This window comes from Janthinobacterium sp. BCJ23, assembly GCF_059617945.1.
In genome coordinates this window covers 1,168,106-1,187,773 of the sequence record NZ_JCAQAW010000002.1, presented here as the reverse complement: position 1 = coordinate 1,187,773, position 19,668 = coordinate 1,168,106, and the positions used below count along the sequence as shown (strand labels likewise).

Sequence of the window (19,668 nt, the reverse complement as noted above, 5' to 3'; positions counted from 1 at the left end):
GGCGATCAGTGACGGGCCTTGGCTCGGCTGTTACCGCCGCCGCGCTGGATGCGTGGTTTCACCAGGGAAATTGGCGCCGCTTGCACCTTGCCGCCCTTGGTAACGCGGCGCACGGCCTTGGCGACCCGTTCAGGACGGTCCGCTTCCAGCAGCATGGTGGCGCTGTCGGCGATTTCCTGGGTGATGTCGCTGTTCATCGTGGCCGAGGTTTTCGGCACGAGGATGGTGGAGCCGGCGCGCAAACGCGTGCGCTGGGGAATATTGTTGGCCTGGCGCAGCACGTCGGCCGTGGTGCCGAATTTCGACGCCAGCGTTTCGATGCGTTCGCGCGCATTGGTGATCTTGTGCGTGGTCCAGCTCGACAAGGCATGGCCCCATTGCGCCAGGTTGGTGGTGAACTTGGCGGCGTTTTCCTGCGGCAGCAGAATTTTCGTCTTTTCGCCACCGATGATGACGGGGCGGTTAAATTGCGGATTCAAGGCCTTGAATTCATCCATCGACAGTTCGGCGAGCTGGGCGGCGACGGTGATGTCGATGTCGCTGGTTTTGTCGATGGCCGTGAAGTAGGGCTGGTTGTCGACCACGGGCAGGGTCAGGCCGAACTGGGCCGGATTGGCGATGATGTTTTTCACCGCTTGCAATTTCGGCACGTAGTTGCGTGTTTCGGCCGGCATCAGGTCGGCCAGGCTTTCGAAGTCGGTCGGCTTGCCCAGCGCCTGGTTTTTCTTGATGGCGCGCTGCACCGAGCCTTCGCCCCAGTTGTAGGCGGCCAGGGCCAGTTGCCAGTCGCCAAACATGTCATACAGGCGCTGCAGGTACGTGAGGGCCGCATCGGTCGAGGCCAGCACGCCGCGGCGCTCGTCCTTGAACATGTTTTGCTTGAGGTTGAAATCGCGTCCCGTGGCGGGCACGAATTGCCACATGCCGGCCGCATTGGCGCTCGAGAACGCTTGCGGGTTGAAGGCGGACTCGATGAACGGCAGTAATGCCAGTTCCGTCGGCATGCCGCGTTTTTCCAGTTCCTGCACCACGTGGAAAATGTAGCGCGAGGCGCGTGCCGTCGTGCGGGCGATGTAGTCGGGGCGGGTGGCGTACCAGTTGACGTGATTCGCTACCAGCTGGTTGTTGATGTCGGGAATCGCATAGCCGCTGCGGATGCGGCCCCAGACGTCGGCTTCGCGCAGCGGATCGGAATTGTCACTGAGGTTTTTCAGCAGACGATCGGTCTTTTGCAGGCGGTTGTCGAGGGTGGGGAGTTTCGCCGTGACCTGGGCGGTCATCGGGATCAGGGCGGGCGTGGTGGCGGCGACTGGCGCGTTATCGCTCTCAACACCGGCTTCGTACGCCTGGCTGAGGGCGGGCGCAAGCGCCAGGGCCAACGCCGCCAGGACGGTAGATTTAAAGGAGTTTTCGTGCATAGTGTTCCATTGTTGTCGTCGGAGAAACATCGGACAGACCCATGATTAAGCTGCGAGTGTACGTATATCCACATGCCGGAGTCAAGAATTATGTCAGCATGATGACAGCACATAGGCGTCAATAGCGATGTTTCCAGTCGCTAATAATGTAATTATTGCAAATTTAATTTGCTAGATGTGCGATTCGGCCGCTGTTATAGCATATATGGCCACGGTCATGGCGCAAGCCTGGCGGCCGTCCGGTATGAGGCTGCGCAAAAGTGCGTACAATTTGGCTTTGGCCGGCCATTCAGCCGCCGGCCGCTTTATTGATAGAGAGTCAAGTATATGAACACCCCGCCGCGCCACGACGACGACAACGCCGTCATCATCGCCAATACTGTTGCCTGGTTGGAAAAGGCCGTGATCGGCCTGAACCTGTGCCCGTTTGCCAAGGCCGTGCACGTCAAGAAGCAGATCCGCTATGTGGTGTGCGAATCGAGCAATCCCGAGGATCTGCTGGCGATGCTGATGGATGAGCTGCAAACCCTGGCCGACACGGATCCCGAGCAGATCGACACGACCCTGCTGATCCACCCGTACACTCTGAACGATTTCCTCGACTACAACGAGTTTCTCGACGTGGCCGATGCGGCCGTGGAAGACATGCACCTGGCCGGCGAGCTGCAAGTGGCCAGCTTCCACCCGAACTACCAGTTTGCCGAAACGTTCGAGGACGATATCAGCAACTACACGAACCGCTCGCCGTACCCGACCCTGCACCTGCTGCGCGAAGACAGCATCGAGCGCGCCGTCGAGGCGTTCCCGGAAGCGTCGGACATCTTCGACAAGAATATCGCCACCCTGGAAGCGCTGGGCACCGAAGGCTGGGAAAAGCTCGGCCTGCCGAAGGTATCCTGATGGCTGACAAGGAATTGCCGCCGCGTCCAGACACGCCCTGCGTGGCCGTGTGCTCGACGACTTTCGATGAAATCTGCCGCGGCTGCGGCCGCACCGTGGTGGAAGTGGCCCACTGGGTGTCGATGACGGATGAGGAGAAGGAAGTGGTGTGGGTGAGGATACTGGCGCAAGGGTATCCGCGCCGGAATACCTGATTTAACCCAACGGCAACTGCTGGGGTCAGACCCGGCGGGGGAATGCTTCCCAATGGGAAGCATTCCGATTCCGAAGGAACTGACCCCATTTTCACAGCTAAGGATCAATAGCTGCCGATGAAGTCTTTCTTGCCGACTTCGATACCGTTATGGCGCAGGATGTCGTACGCCGTCGTCGCGTGGAAGAAGAAGTGCGGCAGCGCGTAGTGGAACAGATAGGTCTGGCCCGTGAAGTGCTTGGTCTTTTCGCCGCTGCCGGTGGTGATGGCGCGCGTTTCGCTGCCGTCGATGTCCGCTTGCGGCAGGCTTTCCAGGAAGGCGATGGTTTTCACGATGCGCGCTTTCAGTTCAGCAAAGCTCTGTTCGCTGTCTTCATACGGCGGCACGGCCACGCCGGCCAGGCGCGCGCCGCAGCCCTTGGCGAAGTCGGTGGCGATCTGGATCTGGCGCACGAACGGCAGCATGTCCGGGAACAAGCGGAATTGCAGCAGGGCGTTCGGGTCGATTTTCTTGTCTTGCGCGTGCGTTTCCGCCTTGTCCAGGATAGCGGCCAGGCTGCCCAGGATCTGTTTGAAGACGGGGATCGAAGCGGAGTAGATGGAGAAGGTCATGGTGGTTCCTCTAGGTAAAGTGGCGCGATGATAGCAAGCTAAGCGTTTTTCTGCTGGCGCCGGCAGGGCGCGCCGGTCAGCGTGTGGTTTTTCAACCCTGTTTATATGACATGAGGTTGCCGCTGGCGCGTGTTTATTGGTGACTTACCCCGCTTTTTCCATGCATAATTGCTCCTGAAAAAAGTTTCTTCCCGCCTGACCACCCGACTTCCCCTGTAAAGTTCAATGATCGCCCGCCTGATCCCTGTTGCCCTGTTGCCGCATGTTTAATTCACCTTACCAGCGCCTGCGCGCCAGCCTGCGTGTGCTGTACGGTTCGTCGATCTATGGCGCCCTGCTGCTGGTGGTATTTGGCGGCCTTGTCGTGCCCGCCATCTTCGGCAGCTATGTGCTCGTCGGCGTGCATGAACGCCAATCGGCGCGCACCAGCCTGAACGAGGCCTTGCAGCGCAATGTCGATATCCTGGCGCTGGGCATGCAGGAGTCGCTGTGGAACATGAATGCGGAATCGGCTCACTCGCTGGTCGAGTCGGTGATGCGCGACCGTTCCGTGCTGCTGGTGAAAGTGCTGGGGCAGGGCGACACGGAATTCATCAGCCTGCAGGCGCCGCAGCGGCCCGTGGGCAATCTGTACCGCGCCGAGCGCGACATCCTCGTGCGCGGCGAACGCATCGGCCACGTCGTCGTCGAGATGGACGACGCGCGCAGCCAGCAGGAACTGCGCGAAAAGCAGATGTCGTATATTTTCGTGCTGGGCGCGCAGCTGGCCGTGTCGATGGCGCTGATCGTGCTGTTCCTGAACCGCCGCCTGTTGAAGCCGCTGCGCCGCCTGACGCGCTTTTCCGACCGCCTGTCGCACGGCGATTTCGACACGCCGCTGGCTTCGCACAGCAATGACGAACTGGGTCGCCTGACGGCCCAGCTCGAGCAAATGCGCGCGGCCATCGGCCAGCTGTTCGAGGATGTGGGCCAGCGCGAAGAGCGTTTCCGCACCATCGTCACGCAGGTGCCGGGCGCCGTCTTCCGCTACCGGCCCGATGGGCCCATCGATTTCGTCAGCGATGCCATCGAAGACATTTCCGGCTATTCGGCGCGTCAGTTCATGCGCGGCACCACGCATGCCTGGGCCGACCTGATCTGCCCGGAAGACCGCCGCGAGCACCGCCGCGCCGTCGGTCAGGCCGTGCTCGACGAACGGCCGTATGCGCTGGAATACCGCATCGTCGACGCTTTCGGCATCGAGCGCTGGGTGGCCGAGAATGGCCAGCCGCAGGTGGGCGAGCAGGGCGTCATCTGGATCGACGGCATCATCGCCGACATCAGCCAGCGCAAGCACCACGAGATGCGCATCGAAGCGCTGCTGACGGAGCAGAGCGCCATCCTCGACAACGTCATGTTCGGCGTGATGTTCGTGCGCCACCGCCGCATCATTTCCGTCAACCGCCGCTGCGAGGAACTGTTCGGCTATGGCCATGCCGAAATGACGGGCAGTTCCACCGCCATCGTGTTTATGAGTTCGTATGACTTCGAAGAGGCGGGCGAGCGCCAGTATCCGGCCCTGGCCGCGGGCGGCGATTTCAGCGAGGAGCGCCAGTACAAGCGCCGCGACGGCAGCCTGTTCTGGGCCCTGGTGAGCGGCTGCGCGCTCGATCCGCTGCGCCCCAACGAAGGCAGCATCTGGGTGTATGCTGATATCACGGCGCGCAAGGAAGCCGAGGAGAAATTGCGTTTGTCGGCCACCGTGCTCGAACACATCGCCGACGGCGTGATGGTGGTCGACGCCGATGGCATCATCGTTACCGTCAATCCCGCCTTCACGCAGATCACCGGTTATGCCGAAGCCGAGGCGCTGGGGCAGCATGCGTCGCTGACGCGTTCCGAGCGGCACGACGCCGCGTTTTACCAGTCCTTGTGGGATGAACTGGCCGTCTCGGGCTTCTGGCGCGGCGAGATCTGGAACCGGCGCAAGAACGGCGAGGTGTACCTGGAATGGCTGACCATCAGCGCCGTGCGCGACACGCGTGCCGTCACCACCCATTACGTGGGCGTGTTCAGCGACATCACCCTGATCAAGGAATCGCAGGAAAAGCTCGATCACATGGCTCACCACGATCCGCTGACGGCGCTGCCGAACCGGCTGCTGTTCCATGACCGCCTGCAGCACGCGCTGCTGCGCGCCGCGCGCGACCAGGAGCAGCTGGCCGTGCTGTTCATCGACCTGGACCGCTTCAAGAACGTCAACGACACCCTGGGCCACCATGTGGGCGACGAATTGCTGCAAAAGGTGGCCGGCCAGCTGGCGGCCCGCCTGCGCGAAGGCGATACCTTGGCGCGCCTGGGTGGCGACGAATTCATCGTCCTGCTCGAACGCATCGACGGCGAGTATGGCGCCACGCAGGTGGCGGAAAAACTGATGACCATGTTCGACCAGCCGTTCACGGTGGCCGGCCACGAACTGTTCGTCACCTGCAGCGTGGGCATCAGCCTGTATCCGGACGATGCGCTGGACTTGAACATGTTGATCCGCAATGCCGACGTGGCCATGTACCAGGCCAAGGCGCGCGGGCGCAATGGCTACCGCTTCTATGCGCCGTCGATGACGGGCGAGGGTGTCGAGCGGCTGCGCCTGGAAACCTTCCTGCGCCGCTCGATCGAAAAGAACGAGATGTTCCTCAATTACCAGCCGCAGGTGGAAATCGACACGGGCCGCCTGGTCGGCGTCGAGGCGCTGGTGCGCTGGAACCATCCGGAACTGGGCCTGGTGCCGCCGGCGCGCTTCATCCCGCTGGCCGAGGACAGCGGTTTCATCAACCAGCTGGGCAAATGGGTGCTCGACGAAGCGTGCCGCCAGATGATGCGCTGGCAGGCGCAGGGCTTGCACGTGCCGAAGATGGCCGTCAACCTGTCCGTAAAACAGTTCGAGCGGGGCAGCATCGCCGGCATGGTGGCCGCCATATTGAAGGAAACGGGCCTCGAGCCGCAGCGCCTGCAGCTGGAAGTGACGGAATCCGTCATCATGAACACGGGCGACGCCCTCGGTTTCATCAACGACCTGCACGCCATCGGCGTGGGCCTGGCCATCGACGATTTCGGCACCGGCTATTCCTCGCTTGCGTATCTGAAACAGCTGCCCGTGCAAACCTTGAAGATCGACCGCTCCTTCATCAAGGATATCTCGACGGACGTCAACGACGAGGCGATTGCGATTGCCATCATCCAGCTGGGCAAGAGCATGCATTTGTCCGTGATTGCCGAAGGCGTGGAGACGGAAGAGCAGGCCGCTTTCCTGCTGCGCCATGGCTGCAAGCTGGCGCAAGGTTATTTTTATAGCCGTCCGGTGCTGGCACAGGATATGCTGGAGCGCTGGATCGATCACTCACTACTATAAAGGACAGCCCATGGCCGCACACTCATCCCCGTCGCGCCGTCGTTTCCTGCTCGGCGGCCTTGGCCTCGGCGTGGCCGGCGTGGGTGCCCTGGTGCTGGGCTGGGGCGTGCTGCCGCCGCGCCAGCGCCTGCATGGCAGCGCGCCGCTGCCGCTTCAGGATGGCGCCGTGGCCTTGAACGGCTGGCTGGCCATCGGCACGGATGGCACGGTGACCCTGGCCATGCCGCGCAGCGAGATGGGGCAGGGCGTGCATACGGCCTTGCCGATGCTGGTGGCCGAGGAACTCGACGTGCCGCTGGCCAGTGTCAAACTGATCCAGGCGCCGAACGATAAAATCTTCGGCAATGTCGCCATGCTCAAGGACAGCCTGCCTTTCCATCCGGACGACCAGGGGCGCTTGAAGGCGCTGGCGCAGTGGACGGTGGTCAAGGCGGCGCGCGAACTGGGCGTGATCGTCACGGGCGGCTCGTCGAGCGTGAAAGATGGCTGGGGCCCCATGCGCGAGGCGGGTGCGTCGGCGCGTGCCATGCTGGTAGGCGCCGCCGCCGCGTTGTGGCAGGTGCCGGCCGCGCAGTGCCGCACGCAGGACGGTGAAGTGCTGCATCCGGACGGCCGGCGCGCCAGCTACGCCAGCCTGGCGCAGCGCGCCGCCGTTATCGATCCGGGTACGCCCGTGCTGAAACTGCCCAAGGATTTCAAACTGATCGGCCAGCCGGCGCCGCGCCGCGATACGCCATCGAAAGTCAATGGCAGCGCGCGTTTCGGCATCGATGCGCGTCCGCCCGGCATGCTGTACGCGGCCCTGCATCTGCCGCCGCGCCTGGGCGATAGCCTGTCCGCGTTCGACGCGGCGCCCATACTCGCCATGCCCGGCGTGAAAAAAGTGCTGGACCTGACGCCGCAGCTGGCGCAGCGCAGCGTCTCGTGCGCGGCCGTGGTGGCCGACACCTGGTGGCGCGCGAAGCAGGCGGCCGCCGCCTTGCCGACGCAGTGGAAGGCTGGCCCGCAAGCGAACTTGTCCAGCGCCGACGTCTACGCGGAATTTGCCCGCCTGTTGGATACCGAAGCCGGTTATGCCTATCACGCCAGCGGCGAGGTGGAAAGTAAAGCCGTGCAGGGCATGCGGCAGGTCAGCGCCGAGTACCGCGCACCGTTCCTCGCGCATGCCGCCATGGAGCCCGTCAACTGCACCGCGCAGGTGAAAAATGGCAAGGTGATGCTGTGGGCCTCGACGCAGGCGCCCGGCATCGCCGTCGACGTGGCGGCGAAAGTGGCCGGCGTCGACGCGAAGGATGTCAGCATCGAGGTGCTGCTGCTCGGTGGCGGTTTCGGCCGCCGCCTGGAAGTGGATATGGTGGCGCAAGCCGTGGCCATCGCGCTGCAGTGCGATGGCGCGCCCGTGCAGCTGGTGTGGACGCGCGAACAGGACACAAAGCACGATATGTACCGTCCCGCCGCGCTGGCCCGCTTTGCGGCTCGCCTCGACGAGCATGGCCGCATCGCTTCCTGGGACAATAAATCCGTCAGCGGCTCCATCACGCACCAGTACCTGCAGCGCAATTTCGGCTTGCCCGGCGCGGGGCCGGACAAGACGACGGCCGAAGGCGAATTCGACATGCCGTATGAAATCGCCAACCAGCGCATCGCCCACGTGATCGCCGACAGTGCCGTGCCGGTCGGCTACTGGCGCTCGGTCGGGCATTCGCACAACGCGTTCTTCAAGGAAAGCTTTATCGACGAGCTGGCGCATGCGGCAGGGCAGGACGGCATCGCCTTCCGCCGCGCCATGCTGGTGCGGCATCCGCGCCATTTGGCCGTACTCGATGCGGCCGTCGCCAGGGCGGGCAGCCCTCCGCCCGGCCATGCGCATGGCGTGGCCTTGCACCAGTCGTTCGGCAGCATCGTCGCGCAAGTGGCGCAGGTCTCGGTGGAAAACGGCGAAATCCGCGTGCAGCGCGTCGTGTGCGCCATCGATTGCGGCATCGCCGTCAATCCGAACATCATCGCCCAGCAGATGGAGTCGGCCGTGCTGTTCGGCCTGTCGGCGGCGCTGGGCGGCGAGATCACGTTCAAGGAGGGGAGAGTCGAGCAGGGCAACTTCCATGACTACCCCGTGTTGCGCATGGGGCAGACGCCCGAGGTGGAAACCATCATCATCGCCAGCGCCGAGCATCCGGAAGGCGTGGGCGAACCGGGCACGCCGCCGATTGCGCCGGCCGTGGCCAACGCCGTGTTCAGTCTGACGGGGAAAAGGCTGCGCAGCCTGCCGCTGCGCCTGGCTTGATGTGGATCAGGCCAGGGTGGCGGCCAGCATCTGGCGCAGATTGCAGTCGCGCTGCCAGTCGCGCCGTTCCTGCGTGCTGCCGGCCAGCGCGGCCAGTTCCTCGGCGCTGAGCGCCTGCTGCGCCTGCACCATGCGGTGCGCCAGGCCGCCGTCGGGCAGCACGGTGCCGAAGAAGGCCACGTTGTCTTCGCGCTGTATCAGCAGGGTGGGGAAGTTGTCGATGTCGAGGTCGCCCACCACGTCGGCCTGGTCTTCGATGTCGATCCAGACGAAGACGGTGTCCGGGTGGCGCGCGGCCAGTTCCTCGAACGTGGCGCGGTAGCTGCCGCAAGTGCCGCACCACAGCGCGCACAGGCAGGCCACCGTCCAGCGCGGGCCGGCCAGGGTTGCCGCGACGTCGGCGCGGTTATCGGTCGTGAGGGTCAGGCTGTGCATGGTCGTTTCTATTAGTAGGCGGATGGGCGCGGGCGCCCGATGCGCGTATTCTACCGCGCCCGGCGATGCCAGTCCCGGGAATGCATGGGCTTGTTTAGCCGTGTTTTTTGATGCAATCCACCTTTCTGGTGGATAATGCTGGTAATTGCGCGCTGATTACGCTGGTCCATGCTGTTTCCTGGCCCCGCAGCCTGACCCCTCCAGTCTGTTTTCATGCCCTGCCCGGTGTCAGCGCTCCCGCCTTTATTTATTTTTATTATGGAATTAGCCAGCTTATGTTGAGTTACCGCCACGCCTTTCACGCGGGTAATCACGCCGATGTGTTGAAGCATTATGTGCAGATTCAGTTGTTGCAATATCTGAATCAAAAAGATACCGCCTATAGTTATATCGATACCCACTCCGGCGCAGGCGTGTATGCGCTCGACGGCGGTTATGCCTCGAAAAATGCCGAGTACGAAACGGGCATCGCGCCCCTGTGGGACCGCACGGACCTGCCGGCCTCGCTGGCCGAGTACATGAAGCTGATCAAGGAAATGAATCCGAGCGGCAAGATGCGCTACTACCCGGGTTCGCCGTACTGCGCTGACAAGGTCAGCCGCGAGCAAGACCGTCTGCGCCTGTTCGAGCTGCATCCAGCCGATGCAAAGATTCTGGCCGACAACTTCCGCAAGGTCGAGGCGCATGCGCTGGCCCAGGGTGAGCGTCCGACCGTGCGCGGCAAGCGCGTGCTCATCACCAAGGCCGACGGCTTCCAGAGCCTGAAAGCCCTGCTGCCGCCGCCATCGCGCCGCGCGCTCGTGCTGATCGACCCGCCGTATGAAGACAAGATGGATTACCGCAAGGTCAAGGATACCCTGGCCGACGCCCTCGTGCGCTTCCCATCCGGCATGTATGCCGTCTGGTACCCGGTGCTGCAGCGCATGGAATCGCGCCAGTTCGCCGACAAGCTCAAGCAGCTTCCCAGCTCGGACTGGCTGCACGTGACCCTGACGGTCAACACCCCGTCGCCGGACGGTTTCGGCTTGCACAGCAGCGGTATGTTCATCCTGAACCCTCCGTATACCCTGGAGCCGATGTTGCGCGAAGTCATGCCGTACCTGGTCAAGGTGCTGGGCCGCGACGATGGCGCCAAGTTTGTATTGGAAACGGGCAAGGGCGGACAGAAGAACACGGGCACCCGCCGCGTCTGAAGACACCTGACCAAACCTACTGCGCGTCGGTATAGGCGGCCTGCGATGCTCACCGTACTAGAGTACGGTTGCGCTTCTTAGTCACCTCTCCCTTCCGCTCGCTACGGTTTTGTCAGTTGTCGTGACTATCGTAGTGAGGCAAAGCAAAGCAAACGCCACGGTAAATATTTCCGTGGCGTTTGTCGTTTACTGTCCCAGCAACAGGAACACGGTCGGTTTCTTGTGGAAGTCAGGCGCCTTGCCGGCGGCTAATTGTTTTTTCCACTGTCCGCCATTCCACGTCTGCACGCTTTCCGTGTCCAGGCTCAGGTCGGTGGCGACGCAGATCAGCGTCGATGGCGCGCATTGCGCCACGAGCGCTTCCAGCATGGCGGCGTTGCGGTACGGCGTTTCGATGAACAGCTGGGTCTGCTTTTCATTGCGCGAGCGGCTTTCCAGTTCCTTGATGCGCTTGGCGCGCAGGGTGGCGTCCGTCGGCAGGTAACCGTTGAAGGCAAAGCTCTGGCCGTTCAAGCCGCTGGCCATCACGGCCAGCAGGATCGACGACGGGCCCACCAGCGGGCGCACTTTAATGCCGTGCTGATGCGCCAGACGCACCAGGTCGGCACCCGGGTCGGCCACAGCGGGCACGCCTGCTTCCGACACGAGGCCCGCGTCGCGTCCCGCCAGGAGCGGCGCCAGCAAGCCGGCCAGCGCTTGCGCCGGGGTATTGACGTTCAGTTCGGAAATCATGATTTCCTGCAGCGGCTTGGCCAGCGGATGCTGATTGCCGATCAATTTCAAGAAGGCGCGCGCCGTCTTGGCGTTTTCCGCAACGAAATAATCGAGCTGCGAGGTGATCTGCCGCACCTGCTCTGGAATGATGTGGCCCAGCGGGTCGCTTGCGCCGTCGGACAGGCCGAGGTGGTTGGGAATCAGGTACAGGGTGCCGGTCATATTGTTAGCTTTGTATTGGCCGGGGTCAGTCCCTTCGGGATCGGAGTGCGCTCCACTGGAACGCACTCCCCCGTCGGGTCTGACCCCAGGGTGATTAAAATGTGAAAAACGCCACACCCGCCTTGCGCAGCATGCCCGTGAGGGCGATCAGCGGCAAGCCGGTCAGGGCGGTCGGGTCGGTGGTGGCTATGCGTTCGAGCAGGGCGATGCCCAGGCCTTCGTTTTTGGCGCTGCCGGCGCAATCGTACGGCTGCTCGATGCGCAGGTAGGCGTCCAGTTCCGCGTCGGGCAAGTCGCGTACCGTGACGAGGGTCTGGACGTCTTCCACTTGCGCTACAGGCGGACTCTGGCGGCCGTCGAGCAGGCACAGTGCCGTGTGGAACACGGTCTGGCGCCCACGCATGGTTTGCAGCTGCAGCAGGGCATTCGCATGGTTGCCGGGCTTGCCGATCTGGGCGCCATCGAGTGTGGCGACCTGGTCGGAGCCGATGACGAGGCTGCCAGGATAGCGGTCGAGCACGGCTTGCGCCTTGGCCTGGGCCAGGCGCAGGGCCGTGGTGCTGGGGCTTTCGCCTGGCAGGGGACTTTCGTCGAGATCGGGCGCGGCCACCTCGAAAGGCAGGCGCAGGCGTTGCAGCAATTCCTTGCGGTAGGTCGAACTCGATGCAAGAATCAAGCGCGATGGGGCGGAAGTTGGTATCATTCGGTAGTGGATGGCGGCCGGCATGCCCGCGCTGGTCGATGTCAGTGGAATTTCACGCAAATTCCAGGGCGCAGAGCCCACAACTGAGGCTCCATGCGGCATGACGGTGTTGATGAAATGTCATGTTGATGGCAATAATTGCGTCAAAAAAGATGCTTAGCCTTTGACTCCGTGCTAAAAACCCTGTTATTATCGCAGGTTTTCCGGGGAAATTTTCTACCAATGAATGCTTTTGTGATCGACACCTTTGATTTTTGTCGTATCAGCGGGAGCCGCGAGGGTGTAACTCCTGTCGCTGAAATGACCCGGTTGACCAAGGATTGTGCAGATAGTTCCGGCGAGATCGCCTGGAAAATCGTCGGCGGCACCAGCAAGCTGGGCTACCCACAACTGACCTTGTCGGTCAACGGCACCGTTCAGCTGGTTTGCCAGCGCTGCCTGACTCCGTATGCTTACGTAATTGATTCGACGACCACTCTGATGCTGGGCAAGGATGACGAGCACGCGGACGAGATCGAAGAAATCATCAACGATGAATCGATCGACGTGATCGTCGGCAGCCGCAACATGGATGCCGCGGCCCTGATCGAAGATGAAGCCTTGCTGGCCCTGCCGCAGGTACCCAAACACGACGTCTGCCCCGATACGGCGCAGCTCGATGCTCTCAAGACTGAAAAGAAGTCGCCGTTTGCGGCACTGAAAGACTTGAAGCCAGAATAAAGTAGTAAAGGGGTTTTCCCCATCAAAGAACGTGTCAAACGCGTGTTGTAATCGAGTATGGCAAGTGTAGTGAAATGTAATTGTAATAAACGATGTCGGTCCGGGCTATTTTCGGGTAGTCTTTGCCGCTGGGATACTCGATTCGCATGTATTTGCCAATCGATTGTGCTAAAATTTTAGAACTTATGTATTAGGAGTCATCATGGCAGTTCAACAGAACAAGAAAACCCCTTCCAAGCGCGGCATGCACCGTTCGCACGACTTCCTGGTCGCGCCGCAATTGAGCGTCGAGCCAGTTACCGGCGAAACACACATGCGTCACCATATCAGCCCTAACGGCTTCTATCGTGGCCGTAAAGTGTTGAAGACCAAAAACGACGAGTAATCGACGTTTTTGTTGGGTAAGATGAAAGCGGTGTTGCGTGGTTATTCGGCGTGGCGCCGCTTCTTCTTTTTTATCGGCTGCAATTCATCTTGCACACCCGTCATTTTGAATCACGCTGTCCAGGCCTGTGCATGACATGCTGCACCCTGCATATGCTCCAGTCCGATTCACATCTTGCCGCACGCCCGCAGCGGTATTGAATCAACACAAATGACAATCAAAATTTCTATCGACTGCATGGGCGGAGATCACGGTCCCTCAGTCACTATCCCCGCAGCAATTTCCTTCGTAAAACATGAGCCTGAAGCCGAACTGATCCTTGTTGGATTGGAAGACGTGATCCGTGCCGAACTGAAGAAACATAAAGCCGACACGCATCCGCGCCTGTCGGTATTGCATGCCTCCGAACAAGTTACCATGGACGATCCCCTGGAAGTGGCCCTGCGCCGCAAGAAGGATTCCTCCATGCGCGTGGCCATCGAACAGGTCAAGAATGGCGTGGCGCAAGCCTCCGTTTCCGCCGGTAATACGGCAGCCCTGATGGCCGTGTCGCGCTATGTATTGAAAACCATGTCCGGCGTCGATCGCCCGGCCATCTGCAGCATCTTGCCGAATCAAAAGAACGGCCCGACCTACATGCTGGACCTGGGCGCGAACGTCGATTGCGAACCGCATCATTTGCACCAGTTCGCCATCATGGGTTCCGTGCTCGTTTCCGCCATGGAAGGTATCGAGCGCCCGACGATTGGCTTGCTGAACGTGGGCACGGAAGATATCAAGGGCAATGAAGTGGTGAAACTCACCTCGAAGCTGCTGCAGGCCGACCATGAGCGTGGCGCGCTGAACTTCTACGGTAACGTGGAAGGCAATGATATCTTCAAGGGCACGACCGATATCGTCGTCTGCGACGGTTTTGTCGGTAATGTGACCCTGAAAGCCATCGAAGGTCTGGCGCGCTTCATGAAAGACGTGCTCACTTCCGAATTCAAGCGCAATCCGATTACCATGCTGGGCGCACTGATCGCCCGCGGGGCCCTGAAAGCCATCGGCAACCGCTTGAATCCTTCACGTTACAACGGCGCCAGCCTGCTGGGCTTGCGTGGCCTCGTCTTCAAGAGCCATGGCAGCGCCGATGCCTATTCCTTCGAATGGGCCTTGCGCCGCGCTTTTGATGCGGCAAAAAATGACGTGCAAGCGCACTTGGCCAGCATGATCGCCGAGCTGATGCCCCGCACGCCAGTTCCGGATGAACCTACATCAACAAGCTCTACCATTTAGTGGACGGGTACTTGCATGACTGTTTTTAGCAAAACTTACAGCAAAATTATCGGTACCGGCAGCTACTTGCCGGAGAAGCGCGTCACCAACCAGGACTTGACCGAACAGCTCGCCGCCAAGGGCATCGAGACGTCGGATGAATGGATCGTCTCGCGCAGCGGCATCTCGGCGCGCCATTACGCGGCGCCAACGCAAAATTCCTCAGACCTGGGCGTGGAAGCGGCCAAGAAGGCCCTGGAAATGGCTGGCCTGAACGGCAACGACCTCGACTTGATCATCGTCGCCAGCTCGACCCCCGATTTCTTCGGCAGCTTCCCCAGCACGGCCTGCATCGTGCAAAACAAGCTGGGCATCACGAACAACTGCGCCGCCGTCGACGTGCAAGCCGTCTGCAGCGGTTTCGTGTACGCGGTGGCCACGGCCGACAGCTTCATCCAGTCGGGCATGCATAAAAACGTGCTGGTGATCGGCGCCGAAGTGTTTTCGCGCATCCTCAATTTCGATGACCGCGGCACCTGCGTGCTGTTCGGTGACGGCGCCGGCGCCATTGTCATGACGGCGTCAAAAGAGCCGGGCATCCTGGCCACCAAGCTGCACGCGGACGGCCGCCACTCGAACATCCTCAGCGTGCCGGGCAGCCTGGCTGGTGGCGCGCTCGACGGTAGCGCCTTCCTGTACATGGATGGCCCGGCCGTCTTCAAGCTGGCCGTGTCCGTGCTGGAAAAAGTCGCGCATGAAGCCCTGGAACACGCCAACATGACGTCGGACCAGATCGACTGGCTGATCCCGCACCAGGCGAACATCCGCATCATGAACAGCACGGCCAAGAAACTAGGCTTGCCTCTGGAAAAGATGGTGGTCACCGTCGACCAGCATGGCAACACCTCGGCCGCTTCAATCCCGCTGGCGCTCGATATCGCCGTGCGCGATGGCCGTGTCAAGAAGGGCGACAACGTCATGATGGAAGGCGTGGGCGGCGGCTTTACCTGGGGCGCCGTGCTGGCAAAGATGTGATGGCCGAAGGCTGATTTCGGGGTCCGACCCGTTGGGTCGTACCCCAGCAGTTGCATTTGGTTCTCTGAGTAAATAGTAAAAAAAACGGAGTCGACATGACACAATTTGCATTTGTTTTCCCAGGCCAAGGCTCGCAAGCGATTGCGATGCTCGACGGTTTCGCCGGCAACCCCGTGGTTGCGCAAACCGTGGCCGAAGCGTCGGATGCCCTGCAATTCGACCTGGGCAAGCTGATCGCCGAAGGTCCGAAGGAAGAGCTGGACCTGACTACCAATACGCAACCGGTAATGCTGACGGCGGCCGTGGCCTTCTACCGCGCCTGGCTGGCGGCCGGCGGCCCCGTGCCGACGGTCGTGGCCGGTCATAGTCTCGGTGAATACTCGGCGCTGGTCGCCGCCGGCGTCATCTCGTTCAAGGATGCCGTGCCGCTCGTGCGTTTCCGCGCGCAAGCCATGCAGGAAGCCGTGCCCGTCGGGCAGGGCACGATGGCTGTCGTGCTGGGCCTGTCGGATGACGACGTGCGCGCCGCCTGTGCGGAAGCGGCGGCGGAAAACCCGGCCCTGGTGGTCGAGCCCGTCAATTTCAATGCGCCAGCACAAGTCGTCATCGCCGGCCATACGGCGGCAGTCGAGCGCGCCTGCGAACTGGCCAAGGCCAAGGGCGCCAAGCGCGCCATGAAGCTGCCCGTCTCCGCGCCATTCCACTCGTCGCTGCTGAAACCCGCATCGGACCGCTTGCGCGAATACATGGCCGGCTTGACGTTCTCGGCGCCGCAGATCGCGCTGATCAACAACGTCGACGTGGCCATCGTCAACGACGTTGCCGGCATCAAGGATGCGCTCGTGCGCCAGGCAGCCAGCCCCGTGCGCTGGGTGGAAACTATGCAAAAAGTGGCGGCCGACGGCATCACGCAAGTGATCGAATGCGGTCCGGGCAAGGTCCTGATGGGCCTGGCCAAGCGCATCGATCCCGTGCTCGTGGGCGACGCCATCGTCGACCAGGCATCGCTGGAACGCATTTTGACGCAGCTCAAATAAACATCAGATCGCGGCAGCTTGCCTGCCGCGCTTGCTTTTAAGGATACTCATGAATTTAGCAAATCAAGTCGTGCTGGTCACGGGCGCCTCGCGCGGCATCGGCCGCGCCATCGCCACCGAACTGGGCAAACAGGGCGCCACCGTGGTCGGCACCGCCACCTCGGAAAGCGGCGCGCAAGCGATCACCGATTACCTGGCCGCCGAGGGCGTGACGGGCAAGGGCCTGGTCCTGAACGTGACCGACGCGGTGCGCTGCGCGGCCGTCGTCGATGAAGTGCAGAAAACCTACGGCAGCCTGTCGATCCTGGTCAACAATGCGGGCATCACGCAAGACCAGCTGGCCATGCGCATGAAGGATGAAGAGTGGGACAGCGTCATTTCCACCAACCTGTCGGCCGTCGGCCGCCTGTCGCGCGCCGTACTGCGTGGCATGATGAAAGCCAAAACTGGGCGTATCATTAATATCACGTCGGTGGTGGCTTCGTCGGGCAATCCGGGGCAAATGAATTACGCGGCGGCCAAGGCCGGCGTGGAAGGCATGAGCCGCGCCCTGGCGCGCGAAATCGGCAGCCGCAACATTACCGTGAACTGCATCGCGCCGGGCTTCATCGATACCGACATGACCAAGGCGCTGAGCGAAGAGCAGCACGCTGCCCTGTTGACGCAAATTCCGCTGTCCCGCCTGGGCAAACCGGAGGACGTGGCAGCGGCGGTAGCCTTTTTGGCCTCGCCGCAAGCGGCCTATATCACGGGCACGACCCTGCACGTGAACGGTGGAATGTACATGAATTGATGTGAAAGCTAGACGGGGCGGGCGTTTGTGGCATGATTCAACGGCCGTTTTTGTCTATAATCGCATCTTTTAGCAGCAGCTTCGGTCGAATTAGCAGCAGACACCGAAATTAGTATTCGGACGCGCAAACCTGATAAAATGCGCGCACTTTCCGTAACACACACTTTGGAGCCATAACATGTCGGATATCGAACAACGCGTTAAGAAAATCGTCGCTGAGCAACTGGGCGTTGCAGAAGCAGACATCAAAATCGAATCCTCCTTCGTCGACGATCTCGGCGCCGATTCCCTGGACACCGTGGAACTGGTCATGGCCCTGGAAGACGAATTCGAAATGGAAATCCCTGACGAACAAGCTGAAAAAATCACCACCGTGCAACAGGCGATCGACTACGCCACTGCACACGTCAAGGCCTAAGCCTGTCTGACCGACTTCAGGAGAATCGCTTGAGCCGTTCTAAAAACCGTCGTGTTGTTGTCACCGGCCTGGGCTGCGTTTCACCTGTCGGCAATACTATTGCCGAGGCGTGGGGCGCAATCATTGAAGGTAAATCCGGCATTGCCACGATTACCAAGTTTGATGCACAGCCATTCACCACGCATTTTGCTGGTGAAGTCAAAGGCTTCAATATCGAAGAGTACATCTCCGGTAAGGAAGCCCGCCACATGGATACCTTTATCCATTACGGCATGGCTGCGGGCATCCAGGCGATGCAGGACTCCGGCCTGGAAGTAACCGAAGAAAACGCCGAGCGCATCGGCGTGATCATCGGTTCCGGTATCGGCGGCTTGCCGCTGATCGAGGAAACCAAGTCCGAGTACGAAAAGCGCGGTCCGCGCCGTATCTCGCCATTTTTCGTGCCTGCCTCGATCATTAACATGATCTCTGGCAACCTTTCGATCAAATATGGTCTGAAGGGCCCGAACCTGGCGATCGTTACAGCGTGTACCACCGGTTTGCACAGCATCGGTGCCGCAGCGCGCATGATCGAGTACGGCGATGCCGACGTCATGATCGCCGGCGGTGCTGAATCGACCGTGTCGCCACTGGGCCTGGGCGGTTTCGCTTCGGCGCGTGCTTTGTCGACCCGCAACGACGATCCGGCAACGGCATCGCGTCCGTGGGATACCGACCGCGACGGCTTCGTGCTGGGCGAGGGCGCTGGCGTCATGGTGCTGGAAGAGTACGAGCACGCGGTGGCCCGTGGTGCCAAGATCTATGCCGAAGTGCATGGTTTCGGGATGAGCGCAGATGCTTATCACATGACCTCGCCGCTGGAAGATGGTAGCGGCGGCAGCAAATCGGTGATCGCGGCCCTCAACAACGCTGGCTTGAACGCGGATCAGATTCAGTACCTGAACGCGCACGGCACGTCGACCCCGCAAGGCGACGTGGCGGAAGTGATGGGCATCAAACGCACCTTCGGCGAGCACGCCAAGAATCTGGTTGTCAACTCGACCAAGTCGATGACGGGCCATTTGCTGGGCGGCGCGGGCGGTCTGGAAGCGGTGTTTACGGTCCTGGCATTGCACCATCAGGTGTCGCCACCGACCATCAACATCTTCAACCAGGATCCGGCTTGCGATCTCGATTTCTGTGCCAACACGGCGCGGGATATGAAGATCGATTATGCAGTGAAGAATTCGTTCGGCTTCGGCGGAACGAATGGCACGCTGATTTTCGGTAAAGCGAAATAAGCAGGAACTTTCAAGCGCTCGCTACGGTCAAACTGTAGTGAGCGCTGATTCGGCGCCAACGTTCGTTGGCGCCTGAATTTGCCCGGCATGTTGCCGGCGCGCCTTTTTTTCCCATGAAGTATGTCAATCGCGGTAGTGGCTGTCATTCGCACGCCTGTCTGTTTGCGCCTGTTGCAAGCGGCGCTGGGACTGTGTGCCTTGCTGGCTGCCTGGCCCTTGAGCGGTGCGTGGCGCGTTGCGGCCGTGCCCGGCTCTGGCCCCGGCCAGTTGGTGGGCGCTTATGCGCTGGGCTGGAGCGGTGCACTGCTGAGTGCGGCTGGCGGCGTGTTGTTGCTCGCTTTGCTGCGCAGGCGCAGAAAGCCGCGGACGCTTGATATTTCGCCGGTTGGCCAGTTGCGGCTGGCGGTATATCTGGAGCATGGCGGGGTGCCAATGATGGATGCCAGCGCGGTGATGGAGTCGGCCGGCGCGGGGCCGTTGGTGCCGCCGGGGCTGCGCCTGTTACCGGGCTCGACCCTGTGGCCGTCGCTGCTGGTGCTGTGCCTGGCAGATGCTGCCGGGCGGCGTACGGATGTGCTGGTGCAGCGCGGCGGCAGCTGCGCCGCCTTCCGCCCGCTGGCCGTGGCGTGCCGGGCCATCGCGGCGCGGAATGGGGAAGAATAAAAGTGGGGCGAACACTGA

General features: G+C 61.4%; 19 protein-coding genes. 14 read left to right on the top strand and 5 right to left on the bottom strand.

The features are described 5' to 3' along the window. Positions 1-5 precede the first annotated feature (5 nt). The gene (locus AC54AG_RS11400) at positions 6-1,418 is read right to left on the bottom strand and encodes a transglycosylase SLT domain-containing protein (protein WP_034749684.1); all 1,413 of its coding nucleotides are present in this window, start codon (positions 1,416-1,418) and stop codon (positions 6-8) included. Between the two features lie 327 nt (positions 1,419-1,745). Between AC54AG_RS11400 and AC54AG_RS11395 the strand changes: the two genes are divergently transcribed. Both AC54AG_RS11395 and AC54AG_RS11390 read left to right on the top strand, forming a co-directional pair. Beyond that, a complete protein-coding gene (locus AC54AG_RS11395) occupies positions 1,746-2,318 on the top strand; it encodes a DUF1415 domain-containing protein (RefSeq protein WP_034749682.1) in 573 nt (190 codons plus the stop codon). Next, positions 2,318-2,512, top strand: a complete 195-nt coding sequence (locus AC54AG_RS11390; RefSeq protein WP_034749680.1) for a DUF1289 domain-containing protein — start codon at positions 2,318-2,320, stop codon at positions 2,510-2,512. The genes AC54AG_RS11395 and AC54AG_RS11390 overlap by 1 nt, the downstream gene beginning before the upstream one ends. Before the next feature lie 104 nt (positions 2,513-2,616). On the opposite strand, the gene AC54AG_RS11385 is transcribed toward AC54AG_RS11390, so the two are convergent. After that, the gene (locus AC54AG_RS11385) at positions 2,617-3,123 is read right to left on the bottom strand and encodes a DUF1993 domain-containing protein (protein ID WP_034779265.1); all 507 of its coding nucleotides are present in this window, start codon (positions 3,121-3,123) and stop codon (positions 2,617-2,619) included. Between the two features lie 262 nt (positions 3,124-3,385). Here AC54AG_RS11385 and AC54AG_RS11380 point away from each other — a divergent pair, with 262 nt between their 5' ends. Together AC54AG_RS11380 and AC54AG_RS11375 are read left to right on the top strand one after the other, a co-directional pair. After that, positions 3,386-6,511, top strand: a complete 3,126-nt coding sequence (locus AC54AG_RS11380; RefSeq protein WP_496630357.1) for a sensor domain-containing protein — start codon at positions 3,386-3,388, stop codon at positions 6,509-6,511. Between the two features lie 10 nt (positions 6,512-6,521). After that, on the top strand, positions 6,522-8,795 hold the full coding sequence (locus AC54AG_RS11375) for a xanthine dehydrogenase family protein molybdopterin-binding subunit (protein ID WP_496630356.1): 2,274 nt from the start codon (positions 6,522-6,524) through the stop codon (positions 8,793-8,795). A gap of 6 nt (positions 8,796-8,801) precedes the next feature. On the opposite strand, the gene AC54AG_RS11370 is transcribed toward AC54AG_RS11375, so the two are convergent. Continuing rightward, positions 8,802-9,230, bottom strand: a complete 429-nt coding sequence (locus AC54AG_RS11370) for a thioredoxin family protein (protein ID WP_072452883.1) — start codon at positions 9,228-9,230, stop codon at positions 8,802-8,804. 275 nt (positions 9,231-9,505) lie between these two features. Between AC54AG_RS11370 and AC54AG_RS11365 the strand changes: the two genes are divergently transcribed. Beyond that, a complete protein-coding gene (locus tag AC54AG_RS11365) occupies positions 9,506-10,423 on the top strand; it encodes a 23S rRNA (adenine(2030)-N(6))-methyltransferase RlmJ (protein WP_034749665.1) in 918 nt (305 codons plus the stop codon). Between the two features lie 186 nt (positions 10,424-10,609). On the opposite strand, the gene AC54AG_RS11360 is transcribed toward AC54AG_RS11365, so the two are convergent. Both AC54AG_RS11360 and AC54AG_RS11355 read right to left on the bottom strand, forming a co-directional pair. Then, positions 10,610-11,359, bottom strand: coding sequence for an SAM-dependent methyltransferase (locus AC54AG_RS11360; RefSeq protein ID WP_496630355.1), 750 nt, complete (start codon positions 11,357-11,359; stop codon positions 10,610-10,612). 94 nt (positions 11,360-11,453) lie between these two features. Next, the gene (locus AC54AG_RS11355; RefSeq protein ID WP_496630354.1) at positions 11,454-12,062 is read right to left on the bottom strand and encodes a Maf-like protein; all 609 of its coding nucleotides are present in this window, start codon (positions 12,060-12,062) and stop codon (positions 11,454-11,456) included. 222 nt (positions 12,063-12,284) lie between these two features. On the opposite strand from AC54AG_RS11355, the gene AC54AG_RS11350 reads away from it, so the two are divergent. The 9 genes from AC54AG_RS11350 (at position 12,285) to AC54AG_RS11310 (ending at position 19,650) form a co-directional block, all read left to right on the top strand. Continuing rightward, complete coding sequence (locus AC54AG_RS11350; protein ID WP_034749656.1) at positions 12,285-12,782, top strand: YceD family protein; 498 nt, start codon at positions 12,285-12,287, stop codon at positions 12,780-12,782. A 202-nt stretch (positions 12,783-12,984) separates the two neighbouring features. Beyond that, positions 12,985-13,167, top strand: coding sequence for a 50S ribosomal protein L32 (gene rpmF, locus AC54AG_RS11345; protein WP_034749653.1), 183 nt, complete (start codon positions 12,985-12,987; stop codon positions 13,165-13,167). A gap of 210 nt (positions 13,168-13,377) precedes the next feature. After that, positions 13,378-14,445, top strand: coding sequence for a phosphate acyltransferase PlsX (gene plsX, locus AC54AG_RS11340; protein WP_034749647.1), 1,068 nt, complete (start codon positions 13,378-13,380; stop codon positions 14,443-14,445). 15 nt (positions 14,446-14,460) lie between these two features. Then, positions 14,461-15,459 carry a beta-ketoacyl-ACP synthase III gene (locus AC54AG_RS11335; protein WP_034749645.1) on the top strand — a complete coding sequence of 333 codons (999 nt, stop codon included), beginning with the start codon at positions 14,461-14,463 and terminating at the stop codon, positions 15,457-15,459. A 95-nt stretch (positions 15,460-15,554) separates the two neighbouring features. Beyond that, complete coding sequence (gene fabD, locus AC54AG_RS11330) at positions 15,555-16,496, top strand: ACP S-malonyltransferase (protein WP_035820249.1); 942 nt, start codon at positions 15,555-15,557, stop codon at positions 16,494-16,496. Positions 16,497-16,545: 49 nt separating this feature from the next. Beyond that, entirely contained in the window at positions 16,546-17,289 is a 744-nt protein-coding gene (gene fabG / locus AC54AG_RS11325) for a 3-oxoacyl-ACP reductase FabG (RefSeq protein ID WP_211550672.1), read from the top strand. 178 nt (positions 17,290-17,467) lie between these two features. Further along, the gene (acpP, locus tag AC54AG_RS11320; protein WP_008449912.1) at positions 17,468-17,707 is read left to right on the top strand and encodes an acyl carrier protein; all 240 of its coding nucleotides are present in this window, start codon (positions 17,468-17,470) and stop codon (positions 17,705-17,707) included. A gap of 29 nt (positions 17,708-17,736) precedes the next feature. Next, the gene (gene fabF, locus AC54AG_RS11315; RefSeq protein ID WP_034749634.1) at positions 17,737-18,987 is read left to right on the top strand and encodes a beta-ketoacyl-ACP synthase II; all 1,251 of its coding nucleotides are present in this window, start codon (positions 17,737-17,739) and stop codon (positions 18,985-18,987) included. Between the two features lie 135 nt (positions 18,988-19,122). Continuing rightward, positions 19,123-19,650: a hypothetical protein gene (locus AC54AG_RS11310; RefSeq protein WP_219327321.1), complete on the top strand. Its 528-nt coding sequence runs from the start codon at positions 19,123-19,125 to the stop codon at positions 19,648-19,650. Positions 19,651-19,668 lie beyond the last annotated feature (18 nt).